At 64.2% G+C, this 14,825-nt stretch carries 17 protein-coding genes; 4 read left to right on the top strand and 13 right to left on the bottom strand.

The window, feature by feature from the left end; translation table 11 throughout:
- Positions 1 to 6 precede the first annotated feature (6 nt).
- From LDZ27_RS18350 to LDZ27_RS18340, 3 genes are all read right to left on the bottom strand, one after another.
- The gene (locus LDZ27_RS18350; RefSeq protein ID WP_244816307.1) at positions 7 to 618 is read right to left on the bottom strand and encodes a phasin family protein; all 612 of its coding nucleotides are present in this window, start codon (positions 616 to 618) and stop codon (positions 7 to 9) included.
- Between the two features lie 340 nt (positions 619 to 958).
- The gene (locus LDZ27_RS18345) at positions 959 to 1,324 is read right to left on the bottom strand and encodes a hypothetical protein (protein WP_244816306.1); all 366 of its coding nucleotides are present in this window, start codon (positions 1,322 to 1,324) and stop codon (positions 959 to 961) included.
- Positions 1,325 to 1,429: 105 nt separating this feature from the next.
- Positions 1,430 to 2,353 (bottom strand): DMT family transporter, encoded by a 924-nt coding sequence (locus LDZ27_RS18340; protein ID WP_244816305.1) that lies wholly within the window; start codon positions 2,351 to 2,353, stop codon positions 1,430 to 1,432.
- A gap of 286 nt (positions 2,354 to 2,639) precedes the next feature.
- On the opposite strand from LDZ27_RS18340, the gene LDZ27_RS18335 reads away from it, so the two are divergent.
- Positions 2,640 to 2,855, top strand: a complete 216-nt coding sequence (locus LDZ27_RS18335) for a hypothetical protein (protein ID WP_244816304.1) — start codon at positions 2,640 to 2,642, stop codon at positions 2,853 to 2,855.
- Between the two features lie 34 nt (positions 2,856 to 2,889).
- On the opposite strand, the gene LDZ27_RS18330 is transcribed toward LDZ27_RS18335, so the two are convergent.
- Entirely contained in the window at positions 2,890 to 3,348 is a 459-nt protein-coding gene (locus LDZ27_RS18330) for a hypothetical protein (RefSeq protein ID WP_244816303.1), read from the bottom strand.
- A gap of 299 nt (positions 3,349 to 3,647) precedes the next feature.
- Between LDZ27_RS18330 and LDZ27_RS18325 the strand changes: the two genes are divergently transcribed.
- Complete coding sequence (locus LDZ27_RS18325; RefSeq protein ID WP_244816302.1) at positions 3,648 to 4,058, top strand: hypothetical protein; 411 nt, start codon at positions 3,648 to 3,650, stop codon at positions 4,056 to 4,058.
- 18 nt (positions 4,059 to 4,076) lie between these two features.
- On the opposite strand, the gene LDZ27_RS18320 is transcribed toward LDZ27_RS18325, so the two are convergent.
- The 4 genes from LDZ27_RS18320 to LDZ27_RS18305 form a co-directional block, all read right to left on the bottom strand.
- On the bottom strand, positions 4,077 to 4,244 hold the full coding sequence (locus LDZ27_RS18320) for a hypothetical protein (RefSeq protein WP_244816301.1): 168 nt from the start codon (positions 4,242 to 4,244) through the stop codon (positions 4,077 to 4,079).
- Between the two features lie 404 nt (positions 4,245 to 4,648).
- Positions 4,649 to 5,692 carry a S1C family serine protease gene (locus tag LDZ27_RS18315; RefSeq protein ID WP_244816300.1) on the bottom strand — a complete coding sequence of 348 codons (1,044 nt, stop codon included), beginning with the start codon at positions 5,690 to 5,692 and terminating at the stop codon, positions 4,649 to 4,651.
- A 50-nt stretch (positions 5,693 to 5,742) separates the two neighbouring features.
- Positions 5,743 to 6,657, bottom strand: a complete 915-nt coding sequence (locus tag LDZ27_RS18310; RefSeq protein WP_244816299.1) for a DUF4922 domain-containing protein — start codon at positions 6,655 to 6,657, stop codon at positions 5,743 to 5,745.
- A gap of 669 nt (positions 6,658 to 7,326) precedes the next feature.
- Positions 7,327 to 7,857: an Lrp/AsnC family transcriptional regulator gene (locus LDZ27_RS18305; protein WP_244816298.1), complete on the bottom strand. Its 531-nt coding sequence runs from the start codon at positions 7,855 to 7,857 to the stop codon at positions 7,327 to 7,329.
- A gap of 148 nt (positions 7,858 to 8,005) precedes the next feature.
- Here LDZ27_RS18305 and mdeB point away from each other — a divergent pair, with 148 nt between their 5' ends.
- The gene (mdeB, locus tag LDZ27_RS18300; protein WP_244816297.1) at positions 8,006 to 10,720 is read left to right on the top strand and encodes an alpha-ketoglutarate dehydrogenase; all 2,715 of its coding nucleotides are present in this window, start codon (positions 8,006 to 8,008) and stop codon (positions 10,718 to 10,720) included.
- Here mdeB and LDZ27_RS18295 read toward each other — a convergent pair.
- From LDZ27_RS18295 to LDZ27_RS18285, 3 genes are all read right to left on the bottom strand, one after another.
- The gene (locus LDZ27_RS18295; RefSeq protein ID WP_244816296.1) at positions 10,717 to 11,367 is read right to left on the bottom strand and encodes a phosphoribosyltransferase; all 651 of its coding nucleotides are present in this window, start codon (positions 11,365 to 11,367) and stop codon (positions 10,717 to 10,719) included. The genes mdeB and LDZ27_RS18295 overlap by 4 nt on opposite strands.
- Before the next feature lie 217 nt (positions 11,368 to 11,584).
- Positions 11,585 to 11,782 carry a hypothetical protein gene (locus LDZ27_RS18290; protein ID WP_244816295.1) on the bottom strand — a complete coding sequence of 66 codons (198 nt, stop codon included), beginning with the start codon at positions 11,780 to 11,782 and terminating at the stop codon, positions 11,585 to 11,587.
- Between the two features lie 214 nt (positions 11,783 to 11,996).
- On the bottom strand, positions 11,997 to 12,251 hold the full coding sequence (locus tag LDZ27_RS18285; RefSeq protein WP_244816294.1) for a hypothetical protein: 255 nt from the start codon (positions 12,249 to 12,251) through the stop codon (positions 11,997 to 11,999).
- Between LDZ27_RS18285 and LDZ27_RS18280 the strand changes: the two genes are divergently transcribed.
- Complete coding sequence (locus tag LDZ27_RS18280) at positions 12,232 to 12,846, top strand: NAD(P)-dependent oxidoreductase (RefSeq protein ID WP_244816293.1); 615 nt, start codon at positions 12,232 to 12,234, stop codon at positions 12,844 to 12,846. The genes LDZ27_RS18285 and LDZ27_RS18280 overlap by 20 nt on opposite strands.
- 36 nt (positions 12,847 to 12,882) lie before the next feature.
- Here the strand turns inward: LDZ27_RS18280 and LDZ27_RS18275 are convergent, their stop codons facing one another.
- Together LDZ27_RS18275 and LDZ27_RS18270 are read right to left on the bottom strand one after the other, a co-directional pair.
- A complete protein-coding gene (locus LDZ27_RS18275; RefSeq protein ID WP_244816292.1) occupies positions 12,883 to 13,347 on the bottom strand; it encodes a DUF3331 domain-containing protein in 465 nt (154 codons plus the stop codon).
- Positions 13,348 to 13,981: 634 nt separating this feature from the next.
- On the bottom strand, positions 13,982 to 14,821 hold the full coding sequence (locus tag LDZ27_RS18270; RefSeq protein WP_244816291.1) for an ABC transporter permease: 840 nt from the start codon (positions 14,819 to 14,821) through the stop codon (positions 13,982 to 13,984).
- Between the last annotated feature and the right edge of the window lie 4 nt (positions 14,822 to 14,825).

The following is a 14,825-nucleotide window of genomic DNA, read 5'->3' as shown; positions in this document are numbered from 1 at the left end:
TGGCCGTTACTTCTTGGAGCCAGCCGGTTTGCCGGGCACGACGCGCACGGCCGGAACCGGCGCTTCTGCCGGCGCGGGCTGGCTCGGCGCGACGGCGGTGACCGCCGTGTTCCCGGCATCGCTTTGCGCGGCCTCGACGACCTGGCGCGCGGAACTGCGCGCGGCTTCGTAAGCGGAATTCGCGGATTGCGTGGCCGCGTCGATTGCCGATCTCCACGCCGACACGACCGCATCGCTGCCCGCCGGCGCGCTGCTCACGAAGCTCTCGACGAACGCCTGCGCATTGCGCTGCGACTTCGCGAGTTGATCCTGCGCGGCCTGAAGATACGCGCCGCGCACGTCGGTCGCGATCTGGCTGACGTTTTGCCAGTACGTTTGCGTGCGCTGAGCGTTGTGTTGAATCTGCGCGTTCTGCAGCGCGAAGAACTCCTGCACGTCGCGAACCGTGAAGGTCTTGCCGACGAGTTCCTGCTGCTCGGCGAGCGCGGTTCTCAGCGTACGAACGTTGAGGTCGATCAGCTTTTCGAAGCCCTGGACCGCTTGCGTGGCAAGTCCGAAAGTGGCGTCCAGTCCAGCCTGTTGGGATGCGAGAAGTTGTTCCGGCGCGAGACTGCTCATGCTCGACTCCATATGAAGTTGGCTTTTAATAATCCGCATGGATTTGTGCGGTGCAGCGAACAAGTCATTCTAAAGAAAACAGATTCGCTGTCAATTCGAATTTCGCCTGCGGTTTTGATAATGAATAATGGCGGCTCGGGTGATGCGGATTTTGAAACCGAGCTCGTTATTAATACATTATTAATATGTATAAGGCAGAGTTCTGTTCGAACGATCGTATCCGCAAACGATAAATGCGCGGTGACAGCAAACTCCAACGGGTAAACACCTAAAGTCAGCTTTACCGGATGCGATGTTTCCCCACTTGACGCGTGTGCATGCAGTTGAAAGAATCTCGCTCTCACAACGCAGCGCGGTCGCCGGAACGTGTCACTGACGCGTCATCCTTACTCCGTATGATTCGCAGCTGCGCGAATATCAGCCGGCGCTGAACGGCGAAAATATAATCGAGAGAGTTGAAGCAGAAATGGGCCGACATACCCAAACCATCGGACACCTTGAACGCAGTCACGAAGACAATGTCCTGCGGCGAGCAATGGCCGCGCGCCTTGACCGCGCGATGCAAAAAGCAAACGTCAGTTCGGCGAAAGCGGCCAGATGGGTCGACGTAACCGAACACGACGTGCAATTCTGGCGGCGCGGCATTACCGTTCCGCCACTCCACGCGTTCAATCGCATTGCGAATGCGCTCGATGTCGACGTGCACTGGCTTTGCACCGGTCAAAGCTCGGCGTGCTGAATCTCTTCTGATTGCCGCGTCTTTCGGGCTGACACGATCAGGCAGACACAACGGCGCTGTAGTACGGCGGCTTCACGCCTGCACGGGTTTGCGACCGTGCATCAGCACCGTGCCGATTCCGCTTGCCGCAATGACGCACATGCCGATGGTCATCCAGAAATCCGGCACTTGCCCGAATAGCAGCCAGCTAAAGCACGACGCAAAAGCGAGCTGCGCGTAGGAGAACGGCGTCAGCACGGAAAGCGGGGCGCGGCGCAGCGCCTGAAGCATGAGCGCCTGGCCGCCGGTCGCCATTGTCGCCATGAATGCAACCAGCAGCCAGCTTCCCGCTCCGACGCGCGCCAGTTCCGGCATGAGCTGTGCCTGATCCATCCACACCAGCACGCACAGCACGGCCGTCGCGACGAGCGCAGTGAGAAAGTTCGTGGTGATGGCGTCGTCGACGCGCGACAGGTGGCTCGATACCACCTGAAAGCACGCGAACGTGGTTGCCGACGCGATGGGGAAGATCACCGTCCACGAAAACGCGCTGCCGCCCGGCCGCACGACGAGCAGCATGCCGATGAAGCCGAGCACGACCATCGCCCATTTGCTGCGCGGCACGTCGTCCTTGAGGACGAGCGCGGCGAGCAGCGTCGAGATGAGCGGGGCGAGCATCGCAAGCGACGTGCTGACGGGAAGCGGCAGATAGCGCAAGCCGGCGAACGTGCACGCGGAATTGGCAAGAAGGAGCAACGCGCGCACGACTTGCAGCTTCACGCTGCCGGTGCGAAAGAGTCCGAACGCGCCGCGCCGCGCTTGCCAGACGCCGAGCACGATCATCTGAAAGAGATAGCGCACCCACAGCAGCGCGACGATGGGAACGGCGGCGCCGATCAGCTTGACGGTGGAATCGCTTGCCGCGAATGCCGCGGTCGTGAGAATCATGATGGCGATGCCGGCGCTCGTGTTATCGGTATCGAAACCGAAACGCGCTTTACCTTCCAGGGTCGCCATCGAATCTCCGCGGTTGACTTCCGTGATCGAAAGCAGCTTTTTTAAGCCGTTGCTTGCATTCTGCGGACAACGCACCGGGCTGGCAAGGCGACAGTAAAGTTCTTTTCCGCACTGTTGCAGGCGCGTCACGGCACTCTTTTAACCGGACGGTTCACGCAAACATGTCGTGCGCGCGCACCGGAGAAGCGCGAATGCGGCGCGCGATTATTTCATCGAAGGCCTTGTCTTCGGCCATTTGCTGCCTAGACTTAAAGTCGTTTCTCAACTGCTCCACGCGGAGGCGACGATGAGAACGAGACCGAGAGAAGTGATGCGTCTGCTCGCCACGTTGCGGCATTCGGCGCGATGCCGCGCGCTGCGGGCATCCACCGCGCAGGAAGCGATGCGCCTCGCGAGGCAGGAAGCGGAGGAGGCGCAGGAAGCGGACGAAGGCGCTGATCGCGATGACGAACAAACGCGCGGCGCCGACAGCGGCCCGCCCGCGCATCGGCGCGTGCATTGACCGCTGCGTGTCGTCTCCGGCGGTGTCGGGGCGTTCAGGCGCTCGCGGAATTCCTGTAAGGAGAAAACCGCCAGTGCCCGGCCGGATCTTTCACGGCAATCGCGCCGTGTTCGTGCAACATGTCGCCGATTGCGCTGGGTTCGATTTGATCCGTCATCCTGATGATGAGCAAAGTGCGCTCGCGGCACGAGTCATTCGATGCCGAAGGCATGACGGGCCGCTGCTGCGGCGGCTCGCGCGGCACGAAACGGTTGTGCGCGCCGACCACGCCCTGATGCTCGCCGTGCGCCACATATTCCGCTTCGTCTTCCTCGTGAGAGGGCAGCGGGAAGGCGTCGAGCATCTTGTCGCCGTGACCCGCCCGATACAAATGCGCTTCGTCGCGCGAAAGTCCCGCGAGCTGCAAGGCCCGCAATGCTTCGTGTCCATCGCGATAAGACGTGAACACGCCTACGATCACCTGATTTGCTTCGAGATGTGCTGCCTGCTTCATCGTCGCCCTCCCACGGCGCGCGCGGACGCGAGCCGTTAAAGCGTGCGCTTATCGTCGGGCGTGCGGGCGTCGGATGAACGGATCGAACGACGCAGCGCTTCGCGAGACGTGCGCGGTGTTGGATCTTCATAAGATAGCAGCAACGTTCGTACCCGAAAGCCAATAAACGAAACGTCATCCGACAAAAAATTGGCCGATTTGGCCGGGTTGCGACCCCATCGGACATGCCCTAAAGTGTGGGCTTCTCTTTTCGGAAATAGTCGGCGCGTGCGTTGCGGCGCGCCCCTCGCGAGGCTCGAATGACGGGGAAAGCGTGCGCGTGCATCGTCCTGCTGCTGGCGGCAGGCGCGAGTTCGGCTTGGGCGGCGCCGTGTTATAGCGACGGCGATGTCGTCACGCTCGAAGGCACGGTCACGCACCAGGCCACGCATCAGGCCGACGCGTCCGCGAAGCCCGCGCTGGTGCTGTCGCTGGCGAGTCCCATCTGCGTCGCGAGCGGCGTCACGGGCACTGCAGGCACGGCGGGCACCACGGGGCAGGGCGCGAAGCAGCAATCGAATGTATCGATGGTTCAGATCATCGACGCGGAACCCGCCGAAAACACGCGCATCCAACTCACCGGCAAGCTCGTGACCGGCAATGTGAGCGCCTACTACGCCGTCCCGACGGCCATCTGGGTGCTCAGGCAGCGTGCGGTGTCAGGGCAGTGACGCGCGGGCCACGCGCGATTACGCGGCCTTCGCGCGAGAACGGCAGTATTGCGCGACGACCCATTGCAGCGGCTGCTCGTCGAGCTTTCGCTCTTCGGCGAACCGCATGATGGCGTCGAGTTGCTGGCCGCTGCATCGAAACGCCTGGCGGCGCGGTACGGAATGGTTGTTGTTGTGCTTGATCATGGCAATCCCTTTTACTTGGTTCTCAACGGACCTTGGGACCTTCCCCGTAGGGCAGGCTGGCCGAACGGTGACCCGTTCGTGCGCCTGCTGCTTCCATCATTAGGCAGGATCGTGGCGATCCTGACCGGCTGCTAGCGCACATAGTCACCAGAACATTCTGTCTAGCGCAAACGGTGGGCCTGACCCGCGCGCGCCTTTCGGAATAAACCATTGCGCGGGAACGTTTAGCACTGCAAGGATGTGGCGCGATGCCGCCAGCGGCGGCATGCAACCAGGAACCGGCTAGGGAACGGAAGAGAGCAGGCGCAAGGAGACCGGACGCAGTGAACCAATAAGCGCGCTCTAGGGCGGCAGGCATCGGGACGAATGCCGCCGCCTGCGAGCCACGGTCGCGTCTGTTGCATTCAGCCAGTCTGCTCGACAGGCGTCACGTCGATGTCGAGCTTCCGAGCGCCGCGCAGCACGGCGATTTTCACGGCCCGCTCGATGCGCGATGCGTCGAGCGTGCGCTGAAGTCCATCGACGCTATCGACGCTCGCATCGTCCACCGCGACGATGCGGTCTCCGGTGCGCAGGCCGCCGAGCGCAGCCGGACTGCCTTTGACGACCTCCATAACATGCACCGCGCTCGCGGACGCAAGCCCGAAATACCGCTGCACGCGCCGCGACACGGGCGCGGTCGTCCCGGCCACGCCGATGTACGCGCGCCGCACGCGGCCATACGCGAAGATCTGCATGATGACCCACTTGGCCGTGTCGATGGCCGTCGCGAAGGAGATGGCCTGCGCGCCCGAAATAATGGCCGTATTAACGCCGATGACCTGTCCCGCCGAGTTGATGAGCGGCCCGCCCGAGTTTCCGGGATTGAGCGCGGCGTCGGTCTGGATCACGTCGTAGATCATGCGGCCCGATGTCGAGCGCAACGAGCGCCCGAGCGCGGACACGACGCCCGTCGTCACCGTCTGCGCGAGACCGAGCGGATTGCCGACCGCAATCGCAATCTGGCCGACGCGCAGGCTGCCGGACTCGCCAAGCTCGACATGCGGCAGCGGCTCCGGCGAACCGATGCGCAGCACCGCGAGATCGCTGCCGGGATCGTCGCCGACGAGATCGGCGTGAAAGCGCGCGCCGTCGGCGAGCGTCACGGTGATGCGCGTCGCGCCGTGAACGACGTGGCTATTGGTCAGCAGATACCCGTCCGGCGTGAAGATGAAGCCCGAGCCGGTGCCGCCCGCGTGGCGGCGCGCGCCGTGAGCATCGGCGAGTTCGCGCTCGACGGCGATGAACGCGACGGCCTGCTGCACGCGCTCGAGCGCGCCGATCACGGTGCGCGAATAGGCGTCGAGGAGCGCGATGTCATCGAGCGGCTGCGGCGTTGACTGCGACCGTGGCGACGTTTCTTGCGCGCCGCGTGCAAGATCGTCGATGAAGCGAGGGCGGCTTCCCATGATGGACTCCGAAGGTTCGAGAGCCGACTTGCGGGCTGCGCCAGCGCTTTTCAAGGCCGCGCGGGGCGTGCGTCCGGGCGCGATGCGCGTGCGAGCAGCGTCATCGGTCCGAGCGTTTCCACGATGCGGCGCGCGGCGTCGTCGCGCACGAACAGCGAGCCGGCGAAGCCGAGCGCATTGATCGCGATGCCTTCGACTTCGGCTACGGTGCGCGGCACGGCGAGCATCCAGCGACGCGTGACGAGCAGGTTGTACGGCGCCGACTGATGCGCGGCCCCGGCCACGTCGAGCGCCTCGACGCCGATCGCCCCGAGCAGCGCGCGATACGTCTCGCGCGCATATTCCGGCGTGACGCGCGATGCATCGCCGAGCCAGGCCGCCGCGTGCTCGAACGCGAGCGCCGGCACGCGAAAGAGCGCCCCGTTACGCGCGCCGGCGACAGCCGGTTCGATCGGCACGGCGTGGCCGTCGATCGGCAGCGGCACGACTTGCATGTGCTTGTGCGGCTGGCTGGAACCAGCGACCGCGCCGCCGTTGTAGAAACCGAGGCCGTCGAATTGGCGCAGGCACGCGAGGAGCGCGCCGAAATCGTCGGCATCGAGCAGGGCTTCCTGCGGCTCGAACTGCGTCGTCACGACGAGCAGATGCCGCGCGAGCACGTTGAACTTGTTGAGCAGCAGAAGATGCCGCTCGCCGATATCGCCGACGCGCAACGCCGGTTCGCACGGCGAGAACGGATCGCGCCATTCGCTTGCGGCATCCGCTGCCGACTTCGCGGCGAGCTTGGCGGCCTCTTCCTTGCGCGCGAGATTCGCCGCTTGCCGCACGAGAAAGGACACGCCGCCGTCCTCGATGATGCGCGGCACCGTATCGAACGTTCGCAGCGCGCCGCACGCGACCGCGCGCTCAGCCGTCTCGACGATGGTTTGCCAGGAAGGCGCGCGAAGTGAAGTGTCGAATGTCATGAGTCCCCGAGCGATGATTGCCGAAAACGTCATTTTGCTGCTTTTGACCAAGCATGTCGAAGCGGGCGTTGCCGGGCGGCCCGCTGTTTGCCGCCGTGTCATAGGAATGGCGACGCTCCGAGCGATAGTTAGGAATTTTCGGCGTGGGATTTCGATCCGCGCTTCGCTAGACTTCCTCGCGCTCGGTCATCGTGTCGCCGTGGAATCGGTTCGCACGACTAACCTCATCGGCGGGATGGCTGAATGCGGGTGGCGCGCAACGCAGTGCCACTCTTTCCATACTCTCTTCAACCGAGGCTTCACATGCAAAAGATCGAACGCGCTGCACTGGTTCAGGCAAACATCGCAGGCGGCACGGCCAAGGCGTCCAGCACGTCGACGTCGAACACCAACGTCACGATCACGATCACGGCGTAAGCCGCCGGATCACGCTGCCGTCGCGCGGCACCCCCTTTTCCAACCACACACACGAGAAACTATCATGCAAAAAATCGATCGCGCAGCCCTGGTCCACGCAAACATCGCTGGCGGCACGGCGAAGGCGTCGAGCACGTCGTCGACCAACACGACCGTGGATATCACCATCTCCGCATAAGGTCGCCGCCGCTCGTCTAGCGGGCGCGTGACTTCATAGCCGAAGGCTTCCGTTCGCGGAGGCCTTCGGTTTATTCACGTCCAGTCCTCTTTTTCGTCCTTGGGTTCCGGCAGCGTCATCCCCGACGCGGGCAGCGGCAGCGCCGTCTTGTAGCGCACCTGCTTGAGCGCGAAGCTCGACCGGATGTTCGCCACGCCCGGCATCTTCGTGAGCCGCTCCAGAATGAAGCGCTCGAGCGCCGCCACGTCCGGCAGCACGACGCGCAGCAGATAGTCGGCATCGCCCGTCATCAGATAACACTCCATGACCTCGGGGCGCTCGCTGATTGCCTGCTCGAAACGCGCGAGCGCGTCCTTGATCTGCTTTTCCAGACTCACCTGAATGAACACGTTGATGCTCAGGCCGAGGGCTTCCGGACTCAAAAGCGTGACGTGCTGCCTGAACAGCCCGGCCTTTTCGAGCGCGCGCACGCGGTTGAAGCACGGCGTCGGCGAAAGATTGACCGCGCGCGCCAGTTCGGAATTGGTGATGCGCGCGTCCTGCTGAAGCGCGTTGAGAATGCCGATGTCGATGCGGTCCAGGCGCTGCTTCGCTTGCGAACTCATAGTCTGAATATTCCTGATAAAGAGGCTTTCGCAGAATAAACACACTATCGCAAAGCGCGCGGACAGCCAAATGAGACGCACATTCTGTGCGGGACTGGATATGCTTGACGATCTCATCAAAAGCCAGCCAGGCCAGCGGAGCCACGCCATGACGGACTTGTCGAGCGGAACCAGCCAGATTCTCTCCCTTGCGCGCGGTCGCGAAGACAGCGATCCCGCCGAAACCGCCGAATGGCTGGAGGCGCTCGATGCCGTCGTCGCGCACGTCGGCAAGGCGCGCGCGCAGTATCTGTTCGACCGGCTCGCGGAGCATGCGCTGTCGGTCGGCGTCGAATCGGCGCGGGCGCGGGCGACGCCTTATGCGAACACCATCGCGGTCGGCGAACAGCCGCCGTATCCGGGCAATCTCGATATCGAGGAAAAGCTCGCCGCCGTGCTGCGGTGGAACGCACTCGCCATGGTCGTACGCGCGAACCGCGCTTATGGCGAACTCGGCGGCCATATCGCGAGCTATGCGTCCGCAGCCGATCTCTTCGAAGTCGGCTTCAACCACTTCTTTCGCGCAGCCGGCGATGCCGACGGCGGCGATCTCGTCTACTTCCAGCCGCATTCGTCGCCGGGTGTCTATGCGCGCGCGTATCTCGAAGGCTTTCTCGACGAAGCGCATCTCGAGCATTACCGCCGCGAGATCGCGGGACCGGGACTGTGTTCCTATCCGCATCCGTGGCTGATGCCCGATTTCTGGCAGTTCCCGACCGGCTCCATGGGCATCGGGCCGATCAACTCGATTTACCAAGCGCGCTTCATGCGTTATTTGCAGAATCGCGGGCTGAAAGAGACCGAAGGCCGCAAGGTCTGGGGCTTTTTCGGCGATGGCGAAATGGACGAGCCGGAATCGATCGGCGCGCTGTCGCTGGCGTCGCGCGAGCGGCTCGACAATCTCGTTTTCGTCATCAACTGCAATCTGCAACGGCTCGACGGTCCCGTGCGCAGCAACGGGCGCATCGTCGACGAACTCGAAGCGCAGTTCACGGGCGCGGGCTGGAACGTCATCAAGGTGCTGTGGGGATCGGACTGGGATGCGCTCTTCGCGCGCGACCGCACCGGCGCGTTGCTGCGCGCGTTCGCGCATACCGTCGACGGCCAGTTCCAGACCTTTTCCGCCAACGACGGCCGCTACAACCGCGAGCGTTTTTTCGGCCAGAACCCGGAACTCGCCGCGCTCGTCGCGCATATGTCGGATGAAGACATCGACCGTCTGCGGCGCGGCGGCCACGAAGTGCGCAAGCTGCACGCGGCTTACGCGAAGGCGCTCGCGCACAAGGGGCAGCCGACCGTCATCCTCGCGAAGACCATGAAAGGCTTCGGCATGGGCACGGTCGGGCAGGGCCGCATGACGACGCATCAGCAAAAGAAGCTCGATCTCGACGACCTCAAGGCGTTTCGCGATCGCTTCCGCCTGCCGCTTTCCGATGCGGACGTCGAAGCGCTCAAGTTCTACAAGCCCGCCGCGAATGCGCCCGAAATGCGCTATCTGCACGAACGGCGCGCGGCGCTCGGCGGCTATCTGCCGCGCCGCCGCGCGAAGGCGTCGCAGCCGATCGCGCCGCCCGCGCTCGGCACATGGGCGCAGTTCGCGCTCGACACCGCCGGCAAGGAAATGTCCACGACGATGGCGTTCGTGCGCATGCTCGGCAGCCTGATGAAAGACGCGGCGCTCGGGCCGCGCATCGTGCCCGTGGTCGCGGACGAGGCGCGCACCTTCGGCATGGCGAACCTGTTCCGGCAGGTCGGGATCTATTCGCCGCTCGGCCAGTTATACGAGCCGGAGGACATGGGCTCGATGCTCTATTACCGCGAGGACACGCGCGGCCAGATTCTGGAAGAGGGCATCTCGGAGGCGGGCGCGATCTCGTCGTGGATCGCGGCGGCTACGTCCTATAGCGTGCATGACCTGCCGATGCTCCCGTTCTACATCTACTACTCGATGTTCGGCTTTCAGCGCATCGGCGACCTGATCTTCGCGGCGGCGGACCAGCGCTCGCGCGGCTTTCTCGTCGGCGCGACGTCGGGGCGCACGACGCTCGGCGGCGAAGGCTTGCAGCATCAGGACGGCACGAGCCATTTGAGCGCATCGACGATTCCGAACTGCCGCGCCTACGACCCCGCGTTCGCGTATGAAGTCGCGGCCATCGTCGACGAAGGCATGCAGGACATGATGCAGCGCCAGAACGACGTGTTCTATTACCTGACCGTCACGAACGAGAACTACGCGCAGCCGTCCGCGCCGGGCGGCACGCTCGACGCCGCGACGCGCGAAGGCATCCTGCGCGGCATGTACCGCCTGACGCCCGGCGATGCCGCCGCCGGTGCGCAGGTCCAGCTGCTCGGCTCCGGCGCGATCCTGAACGAAGCGATCGCCGCGCGCGCGATGCTCGACGCCGACTGGAACATCCGCGCTGCGGTGTGGAGCGTGACGAGCTTTACGGAACTGCATCGCGACGGCGCGGCGTGCGAGCGTCTCGGGCGCCTTTCCGAGGATGCGCCCGCGCCCTACGTCACGCGTGCGCTCGACGCATCGCGCGGGCCGGTGATCGCCGCGACGGACTACGTTCGCGCGCTGCCGGAACTGATCCGCGCGCACGTGCCGCGCCGCTACGTGACGCTCGGCACCGACGGTTTCGGCCGCAGCGACACGCGCCAGTCGCTGCGCGCGTTCTTCGAGGTTGACCGCGTGGCGATCGTGCTGGCGGCGTTGAAGGCGCTCGTGGACGACGGCGCAATCGAGCGTTCCGTGCTGCGCGCGGCGCGCGAGAAGTACGGCCTCGCGCAGGCCAGCGGCGACGCGCCGTGGACGCGTTAGGAAGCGCCCGGCTTTAGCAGCGCGCGCACTTCGTCGTCGCTCGTCTGGTCGAAGTCGACATAGAACTGGCCGACGCCGAGATAGTGATACGGGCGCAACACGCACGCGAATTCGTCGACCACGTCCGCGAGACGCGTGTCGGCGTCCATCGGTGCAACGGGCAGCGCGGCCACGATGCGCGCGGGCGGCGCATTGCCGTGGCGCAGCGACATCGCGGCGGCGCGCATGGTTGCGCCGGTCGCCATGCCGTCGTCGACGAGGATCGCCACTTTGCCGCCCGTATCGAGCGACGGACGCGGCCCGCGATACAGCGACGCGCGCCGTTGCAGTTCGGCGCGCTCCCGTTCGATCACGGCGTCGAGTTCGGGCTGGCTCACGCCCGCATAATCGACGATGCGCTGATCCAGATAGAACGCATCGCCGGAAGCGATGGCGCCCATCGCGAGTTCCGGCTGCGATGGCACGCCCAGTTTGCGCACGAGGAGCACGTCGAGCGCCGCGCCGAGCGCGCGCGCCACTTCGAACGCGACAGGCACGCCGCCGCGCGGCAGGCCGAGAACGATGACGTCGCCGTGGCCCGCATAGTGCGATAGCAGCGCGGCCAACTCGCGGCCAGCCTCGCGCCGATTCTTGAAACTGGAACTCATGACGCTCCGTCCTGCCGACGCGCAGGGCGCCGCGCGCATCGGTTCGACCCTCACAGGCGACATTGCCGTCGCGCGGCGTCTCGACTTTTTACATCCTAGGTGAAAAGGCGCGTGCGTCCCATGTATTCGATATTCGATGCGCCGGTCTTGATCGAATAACGATCGCGCAAAAAAAAACGCCCCGGTCGGGGCGCTAGTCTTTGAACGATCGAACGCTTCAGGGATTTGCGCGGACCGCGTCCCTGACAGCGTCCATCACGATGCCGTAATTCAGCGGGATGTCCAGCGAATCGGAGTAGCCGGCTTCGTCGGCTGACTCAGCGGGTGCCGCGCCAAGCGGAACCGGCTCGTAGGCGGTTTCGCCAGCCGGATTGTCGCGTCCCTCGATGGCACCCTGCAATTGCGGATTCTTCACGGTTTACTCCTTCCGGTAATGGAGCGGCGAGGACCTGCAAGATAACCAACTGTCATGACAAATTGACGACGTCCATTGGAAACCCTTCCGAAACGAATGCGTCCGGCGCGCCGGTATTCGCCGTCGGGACGCGCTTCGCAAGAGCGCGGGGCCTACAGTTTAATGGCGGCGCGGAGCGTTCACTGCGCGTTTTCGTTATGACGGCGCGATTCGGTTATCGGCGGCGACGCGCAAATCCGGCGCGGTAATTGCGTGACAGATAGCTTGCGTGCGGTTCGGCGAAGCGGCCGGTAATGCGGGCGCCCGAAATCACGGTTATCGCATTCACCCAATAACGAGCATGAATGCGATGCGTTCGCCATTGAAACTGCCATTCCTTTTCGAGTGGAAGAACCGCTGTGCGCGCGAAAATGCCCGTGCGCGCACGGTAAAAAGCGAGGAGAACGAGCATGAGCAGAATCGCGATCATCGGCGCAACCGGCAATGTCGGCAGCCGGCTCACGCAAGAAGCGTTGCGGCGCGGACACACCGTGACGGCGCTCGCACGCGACGTATCGAAGCTCGCGGCGCGTGACGGTGTCACCGCAAAAAGCGTCGATGCGCTCGATACCGCCGCGCTCGCCGATGCGCTCGCCGGTCACGACGCCGTTTTCAGCGCAACGCGCTTCGCGAGCGTGCCGGAAAGCGCGATCGTCGGCGCGGTGAAGGGGGCGGGCGTGGAGCGGCTATTGGTGGTGGGCGGCGCGGGCAGCCTCTATGCGGCGCCGGGCCAGCGCATTCTCGATTCGCCCGACTTTCCAGAGGCGTATCGCGCGGAAGCGACGGCCGGAGCCGCGTTCCTCGACGCGCTGCGCCGCGACCGCGAACTGAACTGGACTTTCGTTTCGCCGTCGGCGGAGTTCGTCAGCGGGCCGCGGACGCAGCGATTTCGGCTCGGCGTGGACGAACTGCTCGTCGACAGCACCGGCCGAAGCTGGATTTCCTTCGACGATTTCGCGATCGCGTTCCTCGACGAATTCCAGCGCGGCGCGCACATCAGGCAGCGGTTTACGGTCGGCTACTGACCGCTATCCGCAGTTACGGCCTCGCGCGCGTCGGGGTCAGCCGTGGACGTCGGCTTCGACTTCCTCATTCCGAGGCATGGCGGCGGCGAGAATCATCGCGGACGCGTTCTGCGGTTTCGGATCGCGTTGCGACGGCCGATACACCTGATCTCCGCGATGAATCGGTATTCCGGACAGCGAGCAGACGCCGTCCGCGGTGGCGGTCGTCGCTCGCCAGCCTTGATAGCCGTAATGGCAGGTGCCGGGATCGGACCAGTAGACGAGCGCGGTCGCGCTGCTCGGGCGCTCGATCACGCGGACGATGGCTTGCGGATACGGCAGGCGCGCCGTCGATGGCTGCGGATGCGCGCGATTCCAGTCGCGCGTGAGACGTTCGACGAAGGTGCTTTCGGCGCGCGCGGTGCGCTGGGAGGGGGCGGTGCGGCCGGTGTCGGCTGGGATCACTTCGAGCTGGTGAACCGTCTGTGACCACGGGTCCGCTCTTTTCGAAAAGGCTGTCATGGCATTGTTCCAGGCTTTGACTCGACCTAGAACGTAAGTCATTAGGAGCATTCCGATAAATACCCTATAGGTGAAAACACTGTCCCGTTGAAACGAATAATCGTTCGCGAAGCGGACGGCGGGCTTCGGCGGACTTGCTCGGACCGTGTCGAAGCCTTTGTGGGCGCGGGGTTCGGACGGTCTGAGGGTAGCGGTTCGGTCCGAATGGCTTTCGATTCGTAATGGTCGGCGTTGCGAATCTTCTCGGTGCGCGGATCGGCTTTCGCCGCCGTGAGTAAGCGGCAAACCAATTTTGGCGCTGTCTGCGCGTTAGCGATTCGGCCTCTCTGCAAGAAAAGCGGCGACGCGCGGGGAAGGACGCGCTTAGCGTCGCGGCCCCTGTCCGCGTCTTCATCGGCGGGGCTTTGCCCCGTCTGCGAGCGCGCGCGAGGCCCGGCCAGCGACACAAAGCAGCGCCCCGCCGACATTGGAACCACCTCAATCTCAACTACTACGACCAGCCGTACCGCGATTTCGCCGAATCGGAGCGCACCCGATGCCCTTGCTGATCATTCGTGGGGCCATCCGCAGCCTTGCTCCGCAAGCCTCACGACCGGTCCGCGCCCACGCCCGCAGACCGACCGCAGACACAAATTCACGCCGCGACCGCCCGCGCCGCCGCCCGTCCGCGCAGCCATTCCAGCGCGAGCAGCAGGCTCGTCGAGAACACGATGAGGATGGTGGCAAGCGCCGCAATCGTCGGACTGATGTTCTCGCGGATGCCGGTGAACATCTGGCGCGGAAGCGTCGTCTGATCGGCGCCGGCGAGGAAAAGCGTGACGACGACTTCATCGAACGAAGTGGCGAACGCGAAAAGCGCGCCCGAGATCACGCCCGGCGCGATGACGGGCAGCGTCACGCGAAAGAATGTCGTCAGCGGATTCGCGCCGAGCGACTGACTCGCGCGCACGAGATTCGTGTTGAAGTTCTGCAGCGTCGCGCCGACGGTCGTCACGACGAACGGCACGCCGAGCGCCGCGTGCGCCAGAATCAGCCCGAAGTACGTATTCGCGATGCCGAGCGGCGCGAAGAACAAATACATGCCGACGCCGACGACGATCACCGGCACGATCATCGGCGAGATGAGCACGGCCATGAGCAAGCCCTTGCCGGCGAAGTTCGCCTTCGTGAGGCCGACTGCGGCGAGCGTGCCGAGTATCGTCGCGACGAGGGTTGCGGACGGCGCCACGATGAAGCTGTTCTTCGCGGCCATGCGCCATTCGTCGGACATGACGAGGTTGTGATACCAGCGCATCGAGAAGCTGGGAATTGGATAGACGAGGAACGTGCTCGACGAAAACGACAGCGGCACGATAGCCAGCACCGGAAGAATCAGATACAGCAACGTCAGCACGCAGAGAATGCGCAACGCGAAATACCAGACGCGCTCGACGATGGACGTATGCGGCGCAAATAGCGGCTTGGCGAGTTTCATCGGC

Source organism: Caballeronia sp. Lep1P3, from assembly GCF_022879595.1.
GTDB lineage: Bacteria > Pseudomonadota > Gammaproteobacteria > Burkholderiales > Burkholderiaceae > Caballeronia.
This window is presented reverse-complemented; position numbering and strand designations above follow the sequence as displayed.